This is a genomic window from Paraburkholderia elongata (assembly GCF_013177735.1).
Lineage (GTDB): Bacteria > Pseudomonadota > Gammaproteobacteria > Burkholderiales > Burkholderiaceae > Paraburkholderia > Paraburkholderia elongata.
Genome location: NZ_WOEZ01000003.1, coordinates 1 through 19,050 on the forward strand (window position 1 = coordinate 1; position 19,050 = coordinate 19,050).

A 19,050-nucleotide genomic window follows, 5' to 3' on the forward strand; every position below is an offset into this window, starting at 1 on the left:
TCAGGTACGAACCGTCTGCCAGCGGCACTTCGCACGGCAGCCGCAAATTCGACTTCACGCGCCACAGTAGCTTCGCTCCGGTGGCCACCGCGTCGCGCCACATGTCATAGCCATAGAACAGGCGATCGGCCAGCACCAGCATGTCGTCTGAGAATGCCGGAAACAGCTGGCGTGTGAGCGCCTGTTCGCTGTCATCGCATACCCCGCCCATCTGGACCTCACACAGCGCGTGCGTTGCACATTCGGCCAGCGCTACAAAGCGAATCTGCGGATACGCGGCCTCACCGCGCCCGCCCTGCGCATAACCGAACGCCTCCGCATTGACCTTCTCATCAGGCACATCCAGCGTCGAGCCGTCCACGCTCATGACCCGGTAGCCCGCATAGTCGTCGCCTGCAGTTCGTGGGCGTTGCGCTGCCTGCCGGGCGAACAGCTCGCGCATCACCTGCCAGCCCAGGCGTGCGCGCCCCTGCGAGATCGCCGCCTTGCTGACCTGCGCATCGCGTACCTGGTCGCCGTAGATGCGCCGCAGCCCCTCGATCACCAGCCGAAACACTTCCTCATAGGCCACGCGCGGATACAGGCACATCGCCATCACGAAATACACCAGCACTTCCCGCGGCATATCGCGGCGTAGCCGCGTATGCACGCCGCACTTCACGAGCGCCTCCTTGACCTCGCCCAGCGAGCAGTTCAGCGCCAGATACCCCACCGCCAGATAGTCCGCGAGCCTCGCACCACCGGGCAGCGTTGCTTCCGTTCTTGCCATCTTCAAGCTCTTCTTGTCGTTGCAGGCGCTTGAAAGTTAACACAAATTCGACTTTGTTAACAGTATTGGGACTAATACGAAAGCTCTTCGTGAGGCCGAGTTCGACCAACGTTTCCCAAGTCGCTGTTATCGACACCTTTGGCCTATCGACAATCGCAGCCGGCATACAAAATTATCGATACAACTGAGACGAAAGATGAAGAAGCTATTTACCCTCGCTGTGTCGGTATTGCTGCTGGTTGGCGGACTGCTTTTCCAGCAATTGGGGTGCAGTTGATAGCGTGACGCGGGTCAGGGCAACACCGCGGTGTGACCCTGACGGTTAGTCAACGCGGCGCCAACGACCAGAATCCGGGCACACAATGACAGGTTCGTCGTTCAGCCGGACTTGCTCTGCATCCAGTTGCAACGCGGTAGAAGGGGCGATGTCGAAGACGACCTGAAGTGCGTGCCCAACATGCGCATCTTCGATGGGAAGCTCCCAGGTCAGGAATATCTGGCCGCAATCCTGGTCCGGCGCGAAGTCGGCCACATTAAAACCGCTGCTGCTGCGCCGAATGACGCCATGAGGCTGGCCAGTATCGAATATCACAGCCGTTCCCCGGGTCAGAGGAATGCGATGACCCGTAGAGGGAAAATGCAAGTCCAGACCCTTGTCCTCGCTCAGGAAGAGATTGCAAAAGGCCGCACTGCCATATTGCTCAGCGTCATGGTGGTATCTCGCGCCGAGGCACGCCATGAGGGCGACGTCACTGGAGGCAAGCACTGCGGGCAGTCCAAGCGCGCACGTCCAATCGGACATTGCCTGCACGCAGCGCGTGTAGTCCGGCCAGCGCGCCCGTGCTCGCGCCAAAGGCATTGCCTCGACATCCCCGGGCTCCATGACCACGCGCGACGATATCTCCCTTTCCCAATCTGCAAGCAGACGTGCAGGGGGCACAGGCACGTCGACCGTGCCTGATAGCACGACGTCGCTCACACATCGGCTGCGGATGGCGTCGCCGCTCCAGAAATAGGAGGTCAGCATGTCTGGCACTAGGCCCGTCCGTCTTTACAGATAGCTGCAGATGTAGTCGAGCGTATCGATCACGTCGATATCGAAGCGGCTCTTGCCGGGCACCGAGAACGACTCGCCCGCGCCATACGTCTTCCACTCGTCACTGCCTTCGAGGCGGATGCGGCATTGTCCGGCCTGCACCTCCATGAGTTCCGGCGCGTCGGTGCCGAAGTTGAGCGCGCCGGGCAGGATCACGCCGAGCGTCTTGCGCGTGCCGTCCGCGAAGAGAACGGTGTGCGAGACACACTTGCCGTCGAAGTAGACGTTGGCTCGTTTGAGAATGGAAACTTGATCGAATTGGGTTGCGGCCGTCATGGCGGTCTTCCTCTGGGTCATCGTGAATCATCGTGAATGGATGCGTTGGCGCCGCGTAGCAGCAGCGGGCGGTGCGCGATCTGCGCGGACCGCCTGCGCGGGCTTTCGGTCGGGCGCCAGCCCGCCATCATACAGGCGGTGGGCGGCGCTTTCAGCTACGCGCCATCGCCTTTCCGACATGTTCGGCGAACGCTTTGACCTTGGCCGAATGCCGGCGCTCCAGTGGGCTCACCAGATGGATCGGGATGGGGATCGTTTCCCAGTCCGGCAACATCCGTTGCACTTCGCCACTGGCCAGCTCGTCATCGAACAGCCAGGTCGGCGAATATCCGATACCCATACCCGCGAGGACCGAGGCCCGCATGACCTCACTGCTGTTGGTTTGCAGGTTGCCCTCGACCCGCACGATGCGCGTGGTTCCCACCGGATCCACTGCACCGGCCCCTGCCGTAAAACGCCACGCGTTGCGCATTGCCAGTTCCGTGTAGACGATACAGTTGTGCTCGACCAGGTCGTCGGGAACGCGCGGCGCCTTCGTTCCTTTGGGCAGCGAACGCACGTAGCTGCGATGCGCCATCAACATCCGCTGGGCCGTTCCTACGCGACGCGCGATCAGGCTGCTGTCCGGCAGATCGCCGAGCCGCACCGCGACGTCGATCCCCTGTTCCACGAGATCGACAAAACCGTCGCTCAGGCGTAGGTCGATCTTCACGCCCCGATGCTCTGCCAGAAACGACTGAACCAATGGCATGAGCTTGAGGCGGCCGAAGCCGACCGAAGCCGCGATCCGCAGCCAGCCAGTCAGTTGCTGCTCGCCGCGCCGCAGCGCGCCTTCGGCCTCCGCGATCTCCCCGACCAGGCGCCGCGCCTGTTCGAAATAGTGTTCACCTTCTTCCGTCAGTGCGAGCGAACGCGTGGTCCGCGTCAGCAGACGCGCGCCCAGTTCGCGCTCGAGCGCCGCGACCTGTTTGCTCACTGCGCTTTGCGTCGTGTCGGCCTCGTGCGCGACCGCGGAAAAGCTGCCCGCCTCCACCACACGCACGAAAGTCTTCATTGCCTGCAGCTTGTCCATTTTGCTCAATATATTCCTGTATGGAATCAGTGATATGAGCATACACCATCTATATCGCCAATCTGGAATCAGTCAAAGTGCAGTCATCGCAAACGCGATTCGATGCAACCCAACCCAAGGAGTACCGACATGAACTCACCCGTCGTCCTTATCACTGGCGCGCTGACCGGCATCGGCCGCGCTACCGCTCTTGCCTTCGCTCGCGAAGGAAACCGCGTGGTCGTCAGCGGCCGTCGCGAAGAGGCAGGCCAGGCGCTTGCCGCCGAACTGCGCGCCCTCGGCACCGAAGCCGAATTCCTGCGCGCCGATGTGCGCTTCGAAGCCGAAGTTCGCAGCGTCGTCGAGCAGACCGTCGAGCGTTTCGGCCGCATCGACGTGGCGGTCAACAACGCCGGCACCGAAGGTCAGCTGGCGCCGATCGTCGAGCAGACGGCGGCCAACTACGAAGACACGTTCGCGGTCAACGTGCTCGGCACGCTGCTGTCGCTCAAGCACGAAATGCGCGTGATGCTAGCGCAGGGCGCGGGCTCGATCATCAACCTCTCGTCGATTGCGGGCCAGGTGGGCATCGCGGGTGCGTCGGTCTACGCAGCCAGCAAGCATGCGGTCGAAGGCCTCACCAAGAGCGCGGCGCTCGAAGGCGCTGTCGCAGGCGTGCGCGTCAACGCTGTGGCGCCGGGTCCCGTAGCCACCGAAATGCTCGACCGCTTTGCCGGCGGCAGCGAAGAAGGCAAGGCTAGTTTCCTCTCGACGATACCGGCGCGACGCGCCGCGACCCCGGACGAGATCGCCCAGACCATCGTGTTCCTTGCGAGCGATAAGGCGCGCTACCTCACCGGACAGAACATCGCAGTCGACGGCGCCTACACGGCGCAATAACGCACGGATTTTTCCACCCAGCTTTATTCATCTTTTTGCCAAGGAGCATCACCATGACCACCATCAATGTCCCGACGCGCGACGAAGTTTCCCCGGCTAACCAGGCCATCTTCGACAAGCTCAAGAGCAGTCTCGGCACGGTACCCAACCTGTACGCGACGCTGGCCCATTCAGAGCATGCGCTCGGCAGCTACCTCGCGTTCCAGAACGCGAAGAGCAGTATCACCGGCAAGGCGCGCGAAATCGTGAACCTCGTCGTGAGCCAGGTCAACGGCTGTGAATACTGTCTAGCGGCACACACCGTGATCGGCAAGATGACCGGCTTTACCGACGAACAGATTCTCGAAATCCGCGGTGGCCGGGCAAGCTTCGACGCGAAGTTCGACGCGCTCGCACGCTTGGTGAAGAACATCGCGGTCAACCGCGGTCACGCCGATCAGGCGCTCGTCGATGCGTTCTTCGCTGCGGGCTGGACCAAGGCCAATCTGGTCGACGCGATCGTTGTGATCGGCGACAAGACCGTCACTAACTATCTGCACGCAACGACGCGCGTACCGGTGGATTTCCCCGCTGCGCCGCAACTCCCTGCCTGATGGTTGCAGCCGGGCAACGCGCGGCGCTCACGCGATGCCCGGCTGACTGAATCTTTATGGCGTATTCCCGGCGGGAATGACAGCTATTGCCGCGTGGTCCCTTCTGCATCACCTCAAGTCACGCAATCATTCCTTCTCCCAATCCGGATATCCCAAGGATGAAGCAATGAACAGTCTCTTTACACCCATCTCCGTTGGACCCTTCGAACTGAAGCACCGCGTCGTACTGGCGCCGCTTACGCGCATGCGCACTGAAGCTGGCAATGTACCCGGCGATCTGATGGTCGAATATTATTCGCAACGCGCGTCCGATGGCGGTTTGCTGATCACTGACGCGACCGCGGTCTCGCCGCTGGGCATCGCGTATGTCGGCGCTCCCGGCATCTACACGCAGGCGCAGGTCGACGGCTGGAAGCGCGTCACCGACGCGGTGCATGCCAAAGGCGCCCGCATCTTCCTGCAGCTATGGCACGCCGGCCGGCAGGCGCACCCTGCCAACACGAACGGACAGACACCGATCGCGCCGTCGGCGATACGTGCGTATGAGCATGCTGCAATCCGCGACGAACGAGGCAATATCGTCGAAGTCGAACAGCTCGTTCCACGAGCGCTGGACACGCACGAGATCGCGGATATCGTCGAGCAGTTCCGGCAGGGCGCTGCACGTGCGAAAGAAGCCGGTTTCGACGGCGTCGAGCTGCATGCAGCGAACGGCTATCTCATCGATCAATTCCTGCTGGATGGCTCGAACCATCGGACGGACGCTTATGGCGGTCCGATTGAGAATCGGGCGCGTTTTCTGTTCGAGGTCGTGGAGGCAGTCGTATCGGTGTGGGGTGCGGGGCGCGTTGCCGCGCGGCTGTCGCCCAGCGGCGTTTATGGGACCATGTCCGACAGCGACCCGCACGCGACTTTCGGCTATGTGGCGAGCCGGCTCAACAACTACGACCTCGCTTACCTGCACGTGATCGAGCCACGCATTCGCGGCAACGAGGACACTGTGGCGAGCGAATCCGCCGTCTCGTCGAAAGATCTGGGCCGCCTGTTCACCGGCACTATTGTGGCCGCCGGAGGATTCACCGCTGAAAGCGCGGAGCAGATCCTTCGTACCGGCGATGCCGATCTGGTCGCGTTCGGCCGGATGTTTGTGTCCAATCCGGACCTGCCGGAGCGCTTGCGTACCGGTGCGCCTCTGAATGCCTACGACCGTTCAACATTCTATGGCGGCGATGGACGAGGCTACACTGACTACACTACGCACCGCGCAGCTGCCACGGCTTGAGTGTGCCTCGTCGCGCGACACACGAATCACGATGATTCGTTCCAGGAGAGAAGGAAGTGGACCGACTGTCAGCGATGGAAACGTTTGTATGCGTGGTTGAATCCGGCTCTTTCTCGGCTGCGGCCCGGTTGCTCGATGTAGGGCAGCCGGCCGTTTCAAAGTCGATTGCACAACTCGAAGAACGGCTCGCAGTTCGATTGCTCCTGCGGTCTACCCGCGGGCTGACACCGACCGAGGCGGGGCAAGCGTTTTACGAACGCGCGAAACGAGCGATCGAAGAAGCGGACGAAGCAGAATTGGCGGCACGGGGATCGGCGGGCGCGCTCTCGGGCCGTCTCAGGGTTTCAGCGGCGGTGACCTTTGCGCGGCTTTATATCATCCCGCGACTGCCGTCATTTCTCGATCGACATCCTGATCTCAACATCGACATCATCCTCGATGACGAAAACATTGACCTGCTGGAGCGCGGCATCGATGTCGCGCTACGAATGGGGGTGCTGGGCGACTCGACCATGACGGCGCGCAGGCTCGCCCATGGCAGGCGTTGCGTTGTTGGCTCGCCAGCATGGTTCGCGAAAGCCGGCGAACCGCGCGTGCCTGCCGATCTGGTTTCGCATCAGGCGATCGTGTACGAGCAGGGCGGCGGCGGAAGCGTATGGTCCTTCAAGCGGGGCAATACGGAGACGTCTATTGCGGTGGCGGGGCGAATCCGTGTGAATGCGGCGGAGGGCGTGCGCGCAGCGGTGCTCGCCGATATGGGCGTCGCGATCTCGTCCGAGTGGATGTTCGCGCCCGAAATCGCGAGCGGCGAGGTAAAACAGGTGCTCTCCGACTGGGAGTTACCCGGCATCGACCTTTGGGCAGTGTTTCCGAGTGGGCGCATGGCCACTGCAAAAGCGCGTGCTTTTGTCGCCTGGGTCGAGGAGATATTCGGCGGCGCATCCGATTCGATGACCTGACTGCTCTGACTGCTCTGACTGCTCTGACTGCTCTGGCTGATCTGACTGATTGCGCCGCGCGCGCTGCAGGATCAACACCGCCGGTGACGCTGACGTCGTGGGTGTGCGACGGCAATCTGTTAAATCCCGCACCGCAGGTCCTTCTCAAATGGAAGCCTTGCCGATCGAGGCGCCACCATCGACAAACAGAGTTTGACCTGTAATGAAAGCAGCCTCTTCGGACAGCAGGAAAGCGATGGCTGCAGCAATCTCTTCTGGCTTGCCGAAACGTTTCATCGGTACAGCAGCGAGGTAGCGCTGCTCGCCTTCGCTTCCCGGCGCGTTGTTGGCTCTGAAGAGTTCGGTTTCCGTAGGTCCGGGCGCAACGGAATTGACCGTGATGCCGGTGGTCGCAAGCTCGAGTGCCCATGAACGTGAAAAGCTCACCAGCGCGGATTTGGCGGCAGCATAAGCAGTACGTTCCACGATGCCAAGGACAGTGAGGCTCGATATGTTGACGATTCGCCCCCAGCCTTGGGCGAGCATATTGGGCAGGAGCGCTTGCGCGGCCTGTACAGCTGGATGCAGATTGAGCGACATGACGGAGTCGAGTGCATCCAGGTCGATGGCGCCCAGCCTCTGGGGTTTCACCAGCCCAACGTTATTGACCAGACCATCGAACTGGTAGTCCGATACGAGTCTGTCGAGCGTGGCTTGCGTTTTCACGCGGTCGGACAGATCGACAGATACAAGCGTTCCTGGGAAATCCGGATCGTCTCCCTGACGTGCCAGCCCCACCACCCGGTGCCCGTCTGCATTCAGCCGCTGTGCGACGGCCAGGCCGATGCCTTTGCTGGCACCGGTTACTAGAAAAGTGCGTGATTTCATGATGTCTCGATGTTTTGGTGCGGATCACCCGCATGCGTTCGCTCCCGACCTTGAAGTGTCGGGAGCGGATCAGATCCGGCTTACGAAGCCGACGCAACCTTCCGGCGGAGAACGGGCAACATGTCCTGCGGTTCCGGCCGGTGGGTGTAATCCGGATTCACTTCGGAGTACAGAATCGTGCCGTCTTGCCCGACCACGTAACGCGCCGGCATCGGCAGAGTCCAGCTGTTGTCGCCGTTGAACGCCGGCAGGTCGTTCTTGAGGTTCTTGTACAGATCAACGAGATAATCGGGCAGGGCAAAGCGGATGCCGAACGCCGCCGCCACATCGTTGTGCGTGTCGCTGAGGATCGGGAAGCTCAGCTTGTTGGTGCGGACCGACTTGCGGCTATTCACGGCATTCTGCGGCGAGATTGCGACCAGGTTGGCACCTTCGGCCTTGAACGACGGCAGTGCTTCCTCAAGCGCCAGCAGTTCAAGGTTGCAATACGGGCACCACACGCCACGATAGAAGCTGATGACGAGCGGCCCCCGCTTCAGCAGCTCGACAGACGACACGGGGTTTCCCTCCGGATCGTTGAGGGTAAATTCCGGCGCTATGTCGCCTGCTTTGAGTGCGCGTTCAGCCTGACCAGACGCCACGAGTTCGGCTGTAGCGCGTTCCATGACAGGATGGATTTCCGGCGGCGCAAAGTACGGGGCCTTTCCGCCTTTGAAATCCGCTTTGAATGCGTCGAGTTTCGCTTGAAGTGACATGACAATCTCCTTCTTCAGACAGGGTGATGTGTTGAAGTTGTGTTGCGTTGGACGGATAGTCCGCCAATGCAAACGCGTGGAGAAGACATGCCGGCCTCATAACAGTCATTCCGGCGAGGCATAAAGGCTGGTGGCCCGCTATCGCGCCATGGCGCGACAGCCCGGGCTCCAGCTACAGCCAGCGCCAGATGCCCGCGGCCCAACCGGTGAGTGGCATATGAGCCCAGGTCGACACGAGCCAGACGACGAGGCCGCCCAACAGCGCGTGCAAGCCGAACCCACCCAGCCGCGCGCGGCCGGCGGCGATCGCCGCGAACGGCAGGTAGCTCGTCTTCGACTCCCATGCAGGCCAGAGTTCGGGCTGGAGCCGCTCCTTCTTCCGGTCCTGCAATGCAGCGCCGACGAGCGCGAGGACGACGATAGCCACCGCGACTATGATGTTCTTGGCCACCGGAAACACCGCGATGTGGCACAGCCCCCAAAGTGCGAACGACCACATCATCGGGTGGCGCGTCACCGCGTACACGCCGCGCGCTGTTTCCGGGAACGAGCCGGGCCGGCCACCGGTGGGAAGCGCCGGGTTGCGGATCAAAGAGCCCATCAGGAGGATCGACGCGATCAGCATGACGGCGGTCACAACCGCCCAGAGCCCGTTTCCTGCGGACCATAGCGGCGCCGTCGGGGGCGCCTTTCCGTAGGCCAGGACCAGCCAGCCGAGCGTCAGGATCGCAACCAGCGAATAGACGCCCTGGAACCCCGCTTCGCCAATTGCGCGGACCAAACGCCCGCGCAGCGGATGGGACAGGAGAAAGTGACTACCCACGAAGGCGACTGCCGCCGCCGCAACTGCATTGGTGCTTCCCATTGGCCCGGCTCCTCAAGTTATACCGTCGGCTGACCGTATTGCCCTCATCCGCGAAGATTACCTTAGTGCAATGTCCTCGACTCGCCTGCTCAAGTTCACATCGAGGTGGACAATAACACTCTGCGGTACATTGATTATTATGTCCGATATGGGCGGCGCGACCGCTCCTCTGTTGCGAGGCGTTTTCGGCACAATCGGCAGTGCGATGCCGTGAATGCCATGCCTGCCTGGTAAATCGGGCACTCCTGTCATTTTCATGAGCAAGGAGCGAGAGCTTGGACGATCGCGTTCATAAGGCAGCCAGACCGGCGACGAGAACCGAGCGCACAACGCTTGCGGTGAGAGAGGTATTGGAAGGCCGCCGCCGCGGTGCGCTGATGCTTCTGCCCTTTGCTGGGCCGGCGGTGGTGGTCTCTGTTGCATATATGGATCCGGGCAACTTTGCGACGAATATTCAGGCGGGCGCGAAATACGGGTACACGTTGCTCTGGGTGGTGCTGTTAGCAAACCTCGTGGCGATGCTGTTTCAGGCGCTCTCGGCGAAGCTCGGCATCGTCACCGGGCGAAACCTCGCGGAGCTATGTCGCGAACGGTTTTCGAAACCTGTCCTGCTGATGATGTGGGGCGTAAGCGAAATCGCCGCGATGGCAACCGATCTGGCCGAATTTCTCGGCGGAGCAATCGGACTGTCGTTACTGTTTCATATGCCATTGCTCGTCGGCATGGTGGTCACGGCGGTAGTGACCTACGGCCTGCTGTTGTTTGAGAGCGCTGGTTTCCGTCCCCTTGAACTGGCGATCGGGGCGCTCGTCGGCATCATTGGGTTGTCCTACCTTGCCGAGCTGTTCATTACGCCGATTGCGTGGCCGAGTGTCTTCGTCCATACGTTTTCCCCTCAATTGCCCGACGCGAATGCGCTGACGATTTCCGTCGGTATCGTGGGTGCGACGGTGATGCCGCACGCGCTTTTCCTGCACTCCGGGCTAACGCAACGGCGAGCACCCGCGAGAACGGAGCGCGAGCGGGCAACGTTGCTGAAATTCTCGAATATCGAGGTCGTTATCGCACTGACCATCGCCGGTCTCATCAATATGGCGATGGTTATCATGGCCGCGGGTGCATTTCACCACGGGTACCCAGAGGTAGCGGAGATCGAGACGGCCTATCACACGCTGGCGCCGCTATTGGGCATTGGAGCGGCAGGGATTTTCCTGTTGTCGCTGATCGCTTCGGGTATATCGAGTTCGGTGGTCGGCACGATGGCGGGGCAGATGATCATGCAAGGGTTCGTGGGCTTTCGCATTCCGTTATGGTTGCGCCGGGCCGTCACGATGGTGCCGAGTTTCGTCGTCGTTGCGCTTGGGGTCAATGCGACTCAGGCGCTCGTCCTCAGTCAGGTTGTATTGAGCCTCGCATTGCCGCTGCCGATGGCCGCGTTGCTATGGTTCACCTGCCGCAAAGACGTGATGGGCACATACAAAAATCGCGCGTTCGTCGCCGTGATCTCCACGCTGGCGGCATTCGTCGTCTTATCTTTCAATGTCGTGCTGATACTGCAAACGTTCGGCGTTGAGATTCCTGGCTTGCCAGGCTGAAACATTCGCTATTGGCTGCCCGACGAGTTCTGCAAGTTGGTCGGCGTGCGTGAGCTAACGCCTCGTTAGCCTCATCAAGAGGGAACGTTGTGACACGCTCACAACGTCTGCGCTGGCAAATAATGTCATAAGAACGCCTGTTCGCCAAAACCGCGCGCGTTGCTGCTTTCAATCGGCTTATGGGAAACTTCGCAGGTGACGCCGTCATCGATCAGGACTTCGAAATCTTCTAGCAGATCAGGAGGGGTAGGGTCGAGAAGCGCGCCGTTACGTAGAAGGAAGTGGTTAGCAGTCGTTTCCTTCAGAGTTCCCTCCTTCAGGTTTCGATCACAGCGCCCCGCATTCGGGCCTCGCCTCGCGTATGCGCGCTGGCGTGTGGAAGCGCTGCCAGGATATTCATCAGGTACGGTCTGATACGCAGCGAGTCTGTGCGCTGACGAACACGTGGCGCGAAGCGGCACATGATCGCCGGCCTACGGGTCATGCTGCGCCGCGACAGCTTCGCGGTGGTGCCGTAAAAATATCGAAAAAAGACTTTCCCACATATTGATCTATTGGACACCTCAGCATTAAGATGGGTGCCTTGGCGCGCGACATGTCATCCGAATGCGAGGTGACACCCCGCAGCAGCCATCCCCGAATTGATCCTGCTCGCGAAGCGAGGCCAACGGATCAGGGTTCCCAGCGAAGCAACAGGCTCAGCCAGGAGACGGAGATGCTCAGTCCACATGAATTCGCGACCCTCATGCTGCTCAAGGATGCACCGGATCTGCTGAGTCTGGACCGTGCTGATCTGGAAGCGCTTCTAGACCGCCAGCTCGTCACGCTGGAAAACCTCGCTTCCGGGCAGCAACGTCCTCTCATTACCGATGATGGACAGATATTTCTGAAGGCTGCCGCTCGTATTCTGAACGACGAATGACACGTATCGCTTGATCAGTTTCACAGTCAAGGAGTGTTCCGTGGCCGAATCGTGGACTGGAATCGTCGTGGGTCTGTGTGGGCTGAGCGCCGCCGTGCTGCTGGTCGCCGTTCACTATTGGCGCGAAATGACGCGGCGGCGAAAACTCAAGCAGATGGATCCGCGCGATTGTTGGGAAGTGATGCGCCACAGGCGCTGAAGGTGTGCTTCCGGATCCGTTCAATGATCACGACATGAAGTGACTCACGCGGATTTCGCGTGTACTCCTTTGCAGATGGAGACGGCGGTATGCCCGAGCTGACATTGGCAGAACGAATCCGTGAGCGCGCATTCCAGCTATGGCAACTGGACGGAAGCCTCGAAGGCTGCGCAGACGAGTATTGGCGAATCGCACGTGCGCTTGTGGAGCGAGAAGCCTGGCCTGACGCCGCTCAACGCTCGCTGGATTCGGACTACGCGATGCCGGACTGATCGCTGGACGAGTCCAAACCTGTTTGAATCAATCGGACCCGCAGCGAAGCAGGTCACAAGAAAGCCGATCATGATCTGGCTAGCCGATGCGGTGCTTATCGTGCATGCGCTGCTTGCGGTTTTCATCGTGTGCGGACTCGTCGCGATCTGGGTGGGTGCCGGCCTCGGTTGGAAGTGGATACGCCAACGGCTTTTCCGGCTCACACACCTGTGTTTGATTGTTATCGTCTCGGCGCTGTCGCTGCTTGGTATCGCGTGCCCGCTGACGACGCTGGAGGACTGGGTGCGTACGGGTTCGCTGGAAACAAACGGATTCGCACAAGGCTTCATCCAGCGTTGGGTGAGCCGGCTGCTCTACTACGATTTGCCGGTCTGGGTATTCACGCTCCTGTACGTCGCTTTCGGTCTGGTGGTGTTGCTGACCTGGCGGCTGGTTCCACCTCTGAGCTCATCTCACTCGAAGGCAAGGCGCCGGTGAGCGACGTATTGCATCCTCGGGCAAGTCCTCATGGTCACGTTTGTTTGAGCAACGTTGCACGATCGACGGCGTTTCCTTTGTTTCGAGCATTCGGGTGAACGGCTGATATCAGTAGGATTCCTACGCTTGAGCGTGCGCTCTAGAAGCGCGATTGAATGGCGGAAGATGGCCTGGACCGCGGCGACGGTGACCGGCGGCAAGCCACCGAGGGAATAGGACTTTTGTAAGTTCGCCGTGCGAGAATAAAAACTCACCCCTAACGGTCAGGAAAGTGACAGCCATGGACCAGCCTCGTACGAACCTTACGGCACCACTTTTGTCTGTCGATTCGGCAATATGGTTTTCAGCCTACGGCTTCGGTTGGGGGTACTGCGCCTTTGCGCTCCCTACTGAAACGGTTTGCGAAAAACTCGGCGCTGCGAACGAGACCCCGAAACAATTGATGCTTGCGTTCGAGCTTGGCAAGCGCCGGCTTTTGCAGGCTGTAGAGCAGAAAGCGTTGCCGGGCACTGGCGAACGGATAACGCTTTCGGCCGAAGATCTCTGACAACGGCTTGACGCGCCGCTGTATCACGCGCATTGCGACACTGGGTGCCCAATGCACGCCAGCGTACGTCGGGGTTCCGTGATCGATTCCTCATTGCGCCGCTAGATGGCGCCACGGCGGCGCCACATGAGAAAGACTAGGCGTCTGGCTGGCTTTTCGAAACGACCAACTCTGTTCAATTTCAGCTAGTCCGCAAATTGGGGGAGGGGGCGCAACGCCCCCATGACATCCCGTCGCCCAAAAATTCTTGCGTGTATCTGCATTATCAGATAATGTTGTATCAGAAAGTGAGTCGGCAACGAACTACCCGTGAACGCCATCCACCCAACTCGAGTCCAGGACCCTGCGCGGGCTGCCGTGCAGATTCCCTGAGAAATGGACTTGTATTTTTTTGATTATATATCTGACATGTCAGATAACGTGGCTGCCGGCGAGTGGGTAGCTGACCTCTGGATCAACTTACAGGACGCAAGATGAACCCGTCGACCCACCCCGGCGCCCCGGCGCCACTGACCGGTGCCAGGTTCGCGCTTGGCACGCTCGCCGTGGCACTCGCCACTTTCATGAACGTGCTGGATTCGTCGATCGCCAACGTCGCGATTCCGACCATATCCGGCAACCTGGGCGTGTCCATTGACGAGGGCACGTGGGTCATCACGCTGTTCGCCGCGGCCAACGCGATATCGATTCCGCTGACCGGGTGGCTCACGCAGCGTGTGGGCCAGGTCAAGCTTTTCGTCTGGGCGATCCTGCTGTTCGTCTTTTCGTCCTGGTTGTGCGGCCTGGCGCCCAACCTGCCGGTGCTGCTCGCCGCCCGCGTGCTACAGGGCGCGGTGGCGGGCCCGCTCGTACCCCTGTCGCAGGCGATGCTGCTCGGCTCGTTTCCGAAGGATAAGAGTTCGAGTGCGCTGTCGCTGTGGGCGATGACGGCCACGGTCGGTCCGATTGCGGGGCCGGCTTTAGGTGGCTGGATCACCGATAGCTATAGCTGGTCGTGGATCTTCTACATCAACATTCCGGTGGGGCTGTTCGCCGCCGGCACGATTTGGGCGATCTACCGTGACCGCGAAACACCTGCACGCAAACTGCCGATCGACAAGGTCGGGCTGCTCTCACTGATCGCGTGGGTCGCGTCGCTGCAGATCATGCTCGACAAGGGCAAGGATCTCGACTGGTTCAATTCGCCGGTCATCTGGGCGCTGGGCGTGTTCGCGGTGATCAGCTTCGTGTTCTTCCTGATCTGGGAATTGACTGAAGAAAAGCCGATCGTCAACCTCCGGCTCTTTGCCGGGCGCAATTTCCTGGGCGGAACGGTGGCGATTTCGGTGGCGTATGCGGTGTTCTTTGCGAATCTGGTGATCCTGCCACAGTGGATTCAGGGATTTCTCGGCTACCGCTCGGTCGACGCGGGGCTCGTGACGGCGCCACTCGGTATCTTCGCGGTGATGCTCGCGCCGGTGATGGGCAAGATCATGCCGAAGTCGGATATGCGGGTGCTCGCCACGCTCGCGTTCCTCGGCTTTGCCGGCGTGTTCTTCATGCGCTCGCATTACACGACGGGCGTCGACCCCTATACCCTGGTGCTGCCGACGCTGCTGCAAGGCATTCCCACCGCACTCTTTTTTACGCCGCTCACCGCGATCATCCTGTCGGGGCTGTCACCCGACAAGATTCCCGCCGCCGCGGGCCTGTCGAACTTCGTGCGGATCTTCGCCGGCGCGGTCGGGACATCGCTGATGAGCACCGACTGGAACAACCGGACGATCCTGCATCATGCGCGGCTGACTGAACTGGCGAGCGTGAACAACCCGACCTTTGTCGACGCCATCGCCAACCTGCAGACGACGCTCGACGCCAGCACGGCCAAAGCCATGGCGTTCTTCGAAGCGACGTTAAACACCCAGGCGACGATGCTTGGCCTGAACGATATCTTCTGGCTGTCGGGGGTCATCTTTCTTGCGATCATTCCGCTGATCTGGGTGACGAAGCCGGGCAAGGGCGCGAGCGCGGGCGCAACGGGTGCTGGTGGGCACTGATCGATGTGCGGGCAAGAACCCCGTCGCGAAGAACGGGAGCAAAAGATTCTTGACAGTATCTGACTATGCAGCTATTGTGACAATCAACAAACAGGAGAGCTCGATGGACCACTACACGAAGGGGAGTTTCATGCTTACGCAAAGCGTCGGCTTCATGCTGACCAAGGCGCGCAACATGATCACGGCAGAGATGGACGCGGCACTCAAGGACCTCGACATCAGCAGCCAGCAGATGGGCATCCTGCTTGCGCTCACGCGTGGTATCGCCACTACGCCGTTCGAGCTGTCGAAGTTGCTTGGCATCGACACGGGGCTCATGACGCGCATGCTGGACAAGCTGGAAACGAAGGGTTTGCTGGAACGTTCGCGCAGCATCGACGATCGCCGCGTGGTTAATTTGGCGCTGACGGACAAGGGCGAGGAAGTCGCCGCCCAGATTCCGGAAATCGCGCCCCAAGTGCTGAACGAGCGCCTGAAGAAGTTCACCAAGGGCGAGTTCGAAGAGCTGCGTCGCCTTCTTCGCAAGTTCATCGGCGAATGAGCCGTGCGGCACGGGTCCGCATTTTTTTTGTTCAATTATCTGACAGGTCAGAAAATGAATAAGCAGACTTATCAAACCGGCAGCGCCTCCCGTGTGATGAAACTGGGCGTGTCCGTGATCTTCGCCGCCGTGCTCTCCGCCTGTGCCAACTATGCCGGCATTCACAGCGACAAGCAGATGGCCAAGCCGCAGCAGTACGAAACTACGCAGAGCGTGCCGGCCGAAAGCGGTCACTGGCCGTCCGCTGACTGGGCCGACCAGTTCGGTGACGCGCAACTGAAGGCGCTGCTCGCCGAAGCCCTCGAGGGTAGCCCGACGCTCGAGCAGGCTCGTGCCCGGGTCGCCCAGGCGCAGGCATTCAGCGAAACCGCGAAGGCCAGCACGCTGCCGCGCGTCGACGCGGATTACTCCATCACGCGCCAGCAGTACAGCGGCACCGCGCTTGTGCCGCAGCCGATTGGTGGCTCCTGGCAGACCGAGAACAAGGGACTGTTGACCGCTTCCTATGACCTCGACCTGTGGGGCAAGAATCGGGAGGCACTCAAGGCGGCCGTGTCGCAGGTGGAGGCAAGCCAGGCTGACGCCGAAGTCGTCAAGCTCACGCTGAATACGTCGATTGCGCGCACCTACAACCAGTTCGCCCGACTGTATGCGCTGCGCGACATCGCGCAGCAGGAGGTTGCGCGCCGCGAACAGATCGACCGCATCACGGCGGGTCGCATCGCGACCGGACTCGATACCGAAGTGGAGCGTAAAACCGCGCAGGCGAATCTCGCCACGAGCCGTGCCAATCTCGCGGCCCTCGACGGCAGCATTCTGACCACGCGTTACCAGTTGGCCGCGCTGCTCGGCGCAGGTCCGGATCGCGGTCTGTCGATCGAACGCCCGGCGCTCGGCGTGGGCGACGAAGTGCGTCTGCCGGACAACCTTCCGGCGGATCTGGTGAGCCGCCGCCCGGACATCGTTGCGGCCCGCTGGCGCGTCGATGCGCTCACGCACGAGGTGAAGGAAGCCAAGGCCGAGTTCTACCCGGACATCAACTTGAGCGCTGCCATGGGGCTCGACGCATTCGGATTCGGCCGGCTCCTTACCGCCGCGAGCCGCACGGGCTCGGCGGGCGCCGCGATCCATCTGCCGATCTTCGACGGCGGTGAATTGCGCGCACAACTGAAAGGCCGTTACGCCGAATTCGACTATGCAGTGGCCGGCTACAACCAGACGCTGATTACCGCGTTGAGCGAAGTCGCCACGCAGCTTGCGCAGATCCGTTCGAGCGACGTGCAACTCGTCGATGCGCAAGCCGCCCAGGAGGCAGCGCAGAGCGCTGACCAGCTGGCGATCACGCAATACAAGGCCGGCCTGACCAACCAGCTGACCGTGCTCAACGCCGACATGAACGCGCTGAATGCCGATCAGGCCGTTGCCGATCTGAAGATGGACCGCCGCGACCGGCAGATTGCGCTCGCTTCGGCACTCGGTGGCGGTTATGTCGATACCTCGAAAGATGAAACCCGTCGCGCGGACGCTGCCGCGCCATCCAACCCCGTCGTCGCTGCACGTTGATACGGCACGTTCGCACACCCATCAGGAGAACTGAAATGAGCGATACCACCACGTCCGACCGCAAGACGGCGGACACCGAAGCAGTCATCGAGAACACCAGCGGCGCACCGGCCGCACCCGCGGATAACGCGCCGAAAGCGACCCCGCCACGCAAGCGCAAGCTGCTGCTCACGCTCCTCGGCATGGCCGTAGTGGCAGCGGGCGCGGCGTACGGCGCGTACTACATGACGTATGCGCGTTATCACGAGTCGACTGACGACGCCTACGTCAGCGGCAATCTCGTGCAATTAACGCCGCAGGTCACCGGCACCGTGGTGGCTGTCAACGCTGACGACACGCAGATCGTCAAGCAAGGCGACCCGGTCGTCACGCTCGACGGCGCCGATGCGAAAGTTGCGCTGATGAACGCCGAAGCGACGCTTGGCCAGACCGTGCGTCAGGTCAGCGGCCTTTACGTGAACAACAATTTCTATGCAGCAACGGTGGCCGAACGCGCGTCGGACCTCGCTCGCGCCAACGACGATCTGCACCGGCGTGAGGCTGTTGCAGGCACGGGTGCGGTGTCTGCCGAAGACATTGCCCACGCCCGCGATGCGGTGAACGCTGCCCAGGCCGCGCTCGACGCTGCGCGCCAGCAGGCCGAAGCCAATCACGCACTGACCGACCGCACAACAATCGAGCAGCATCCGAATGTGCAGGCCGCTGCGTCGAAGGTGCGCGACGCCTACCTGAACTACGCACGCAACACGTTGCCGGCCCCCGTCACCGGTTACGTGGCACGCCGCTCGGTGCAGGTCGGCCAGCGCGTCGCGCCGGGTACGGCGCTGATGGCGATCGTGCCGCTCGACGGCGTGTGGGTCGATGCGAACTTCAAGGAAGGGCAACTCCGGCATATGCGCATCGGTCAACCGGTCGAGCTGACGGCGGATGTGTACGGCTCCGGCGTCAAATACCACGGCCGGGTGGTCGGCTTCTCAGCAGGCACGGGCAGCGCCTTTGCCGTGCTGCCGGCGCAGAACGCCACGGGCAACTGGATCAAGATTGTCCAGCGTCTGCCGGTGCGCATCCAGCTCGACCAGCGTGAACTCGAAGCGCATCCGTTGCGTATCGGCCTGTCGATGCAGGTCGACACCGATACCCGCGACGATTCCGGCACGCAGCTCGGCGCGGCAGTCAATACGGCCTATCACACGGACGTGTTTGCGCAGTACGGCGCACAGGCCGACGCCGAGATCGCGAAGATCATTGCCCAGAACGAGGTGGCGTCGCACACGGTTGCCGCAGCGCCGTCAGCGAAGAACGTGGAGACGCGCGATCAGGCGCGCAACGCGGGTTGACACGGTATCGGATTGGCATACATCACTAGGCGCGCGGTGTGCCCCTTTGCGCAAAGGTGATTTCGATTCCCGGCACTTCTGAGGCCAGCGCCACGCTCCTATAGTCAGGTCAGCTTTCGGACGCTAACCCCTACTTCATGAGGGGAC

General features: G+C 61.2%; 21 protein-coding genes. 14 read left to right on the plus strand and 7 right to left on the minus strand.

Annotation, left to right across the window (positions count from 1 at the left end):
- The 4 genes from GNZ13_RS00495 to GNZ13_RS00510 form a co-directional block, all read right to left on the minus strand.
- On the minus strand, nucleotides 1–769 hold a 769-nt coding region (locus GNZ13_RS00495), incomplete at its 3' end, for an IS4 family transposase (RefSeq protein ID WP_172159510.1).
- A 322-nt stretch (nucleotides 770–1,091) separates the two neighbouring features.
- Complete coding sequence (locus GNZ13_RS00500) at nucleotides 1,092–1,796, minus strand: hypothetical protein (RefSeq protein ID WP_172159512.1); 705 nt, start codon at nucleotides 1,794–1,796, stop codon at nucleotides 1,092–1,094.
- A 24-nt stretch (nucleotides 1,797–1,820) separates the two neighbouring features.
- Nucleotides 1,821–2,141 (minus strand): pyrimidine/purine nucleoside phosphorylase, encoded by a 321-nt coding sequence (gene ppnP, locus GNZ13_RS00505; RefSeq protein WP_172159514.1) that lies wholly within the window; start codon nucleotides 2,139–2,141, stop codon nucleotides 1,821–1,823.
- Nucleotides 2,142–2,292: 151 nt separating this feature from the next.
- Entirely contained in the window at nucleotides 2,293–3,213 is a 921-nt protein-coding gene (locus GNZ13_RS00510; protein WP_172159516.1) for a LysR family transcriptional regulator, read from the minus strand.
- A gap of 129 nt (nucleotides 3,214–3,342) precedes the next feature.
- Between GNZ13_RS00510 and GNZ13_RS00515 the strand changes: the two genes are divergently transcribed.
- From GNZ13_RS00515 to GNZ13_RS00530, 4 genes are all read left to right on the plus strand, one after another.
- Nucleotides 3,343–4,092: an SDR family NAD(P)-dependent oxidoreductase gene (locus tag GNZ13_RS00515; RefSeq protein ID WP_172159518.1), complete on the plus strand. Its 750-nt coding sequence runs from the start codon at nucleotides 3,343–3,345 to the stop codon at nucleotides 4,090–4,092.
- Between the two features lie 53 nt (nucleotides 4,093–4,145).
- On the plus strand, nucleotides 4,146–4,685 hold the full coding sequence (locus GNZ13_RS00520; RefSeq protein WP_172159520.1) for a carboxymuconolactone decarboxylase family protein: 540 nt from the start codon (nucleotides 4,146–4,148) through the stop codon (nucleotides 4,683–4,685).
- 166 nt (nucleotides 4,686–4,851) lie between these two features.
- A complete protein-coding gene (locus GNZ13_RS00525) occupies nucleotides 4,852–5,967 on the plus strand; it encodes an alkene reductase (protein WP_172159522.1) in 1,116 nt (371 codons plus the stop codon).
- A 56-nt stretch (nucleotides 5,968–6,023) separates the two neighbouring features.
- Entirely contained in the window at nucleotides 6,024–6,926 is a 903-nt protein-coding gene (locus GNZ13_RS00530) for a LysR family transcriptional regulator (protein WP_172159524.1), read from the plus strand.
- 144 nt (nucleotides 6,927–7,070) lie between these two features.
- Here GNZ13_RS00530 and GNZ13_RS00535 read toward each other — a convergent pair whose 3' ends face one another.
- From GNZ13_RS00535 to GNZ13_RS00545, 3 genes are all read right to left on the minus strand, one after another.
- Nucleotides 7,071–7,793, minus strand: a complete 723-nt coding sequence (locus GNZ13_RS00535) for an SDR family oxidoreductase (RefSeq protein ID WP_172159525.1) — start codon at nucleotides 7,791–7,793, stop codon at nucleotides 7,071–7,073.
- Between the two features lie 80 nt (nucleotides 7,794–7,873).
- Nucleotides 7,874–8,548 carry a peroxiredoxin-like family protein gene (locus GNZ13_RS00540; RefSeq protein WP_172159526.1) on the minus strand — a complete coding sequence of 225 codons (675 nt, stop codon included), beginning with the start codon at nucleotides 8,546–8,548 and terminating at the stop codon, nucleotides 7,874–7,876.
- Between the two features lie 172 nt (nucleotides 8,549–8,720).
- Nucleotides 8,721–9,413, minus strand: a complete 693-nt coding sequence (locus tag GNZ13_RS00545) for an NnrU family protein (protein WP_172159527.1) — start codon at nucleotides 9,411–9,413, stop codon at nucleotides 8,721–8,723.
- Nucleotides 9,414–9,688: 275 nt separating this feature from the next.
- Between GNZ13_RS00545 and GNZ13_RS00550 the strand changes: the two genes are divergently transcribed.
- The 10 genes from GNZ13_RS00550 (at nucleotide 9,689) to GNZ13_RS00595 (ending at nucleotide 18,903) form a co-directional block, all read left to right on the plus strand.
- Entirely contained in the window at nucleotides 9,689–11,008 is a 1,320-nt protein-coding gene (locus GNZ13_RS00550) for an Nramp family divalent metal transporter (protein ID WP_172159528.1), read from the plus strand.
- A gap of 715 nt (nucleotides 11,009–11,723) precedes the next feature.
- Entirely contained in the window at nucleotides 11,724–11,930 is a 207-nt protein-coding gene (locus GNZ13_RS00555; protein WP_172159529.1) for a hypothetical protein, read from the plus strand.
- 40 nt (nucleotides 11,931–11,970) lie between these two features.
- Nucleotides 11,971–12,129: a hypothetical protein gene (locus GNZ13_RS00560; protein WP_172159530.1), complete on the plus strand. Its 159-nt coding sequence runs from the start codon at nucleotides 11,971–11,973 to the stop codon at nucleotides 12,127–12,129.
- 89 nt (nucleotides 12,130–12,218) lie between these two features.
- On the plus strand, nucleotides 12,219–12,401 hold the full coding sequence (locus tag GNZ13_RS00565; protein ID WP_172159531.1) for a DUF2934 domain-containing protein: 183 nt from the start codon (nucleotides 12,219–12,221) through the stop codon (nucleotides 12,399–12,401).
- Nucleotides 12,402–12,471: 70 nt separating this feature from the next.
- Nucleotides 12,472–12,879 carry a DUF2784 domain-containing protein gene (locus GNZ13_RS00570; RefSeq protein ID WP_172159532.1) on the plus strand — a complete coding sequence of 136 codons (408 nt, stop codon included), beginning with the start codon at nucleotides 12,472–12,474 and terminating at the stop codon, nucleotides 12,877–12,879.
- 280 nt (nucleotides 12,880–13,159) lie between these two features.
- The gene (locus GNZ13_RS00575) at nucleotides 13,160–13,426 is read left to right on the plus strand and encodes a hypothetical protein (protein WP_172159533.1); all 267 of its coding nucleotides are present in this window, start codon (nucleotides 13,160–13,162) and stop codon (nucleotides 13,424–13,426) included.
- 473 nt (nucleotides 13,427–13,899) lie between these two features.
- Nucleotides 13,900–15,462, plus strand: coding sequence for a DHA2 family efflux MFS transporter permease subunit (locus GNZ13_RS00580; RefSeq protein WP_172159535.1), 1,563 nt, complete (start codon nucleotides 13,900–13,902; stop codon nucleotides 15,460–15,462).
- Nucleotides 15,463–15,565: 103 nt separating this feature from the next.
- Nucleotides 15,566–16,003: a MarR family winged helix-turn-helix transcriptional regulator gene (locus tag GNZ13_RS00585; protein ID WP_172159537.1), complete on the plus strand. Its 438-nt coding sequence runs from the start codon at nucleotides 15,566–15,568 to the stop codon at nucleotides 16,001–16,003.
- A gap of 54 nt (nucleotides 16,004–16,057) precedes the next feature.
- A complete protein-coding gene (locus GNZ13_RS00590; protein ID WP_172159539.1) occupies nucleotides 16,058–17,566 on the plus strand; it encodes an efflux transporter outer membrane subunit in 1,509 nt (502 codons plus the stop codon).
- Between the two features lie 35 nt (nucleotides 17,567–17,601).
- Entirely contained in the window at nucleotides 17,602–18,903 is a 1,302-nt protein-coding gene (locus GNZ13_RS00595; protein WP_172159541.1) for an HlyD family secretion protein, read from the plus strand.
- The last annotated feature ends 147 nt before the right edge of the window (nucleotides 18,904–19,050 follow it).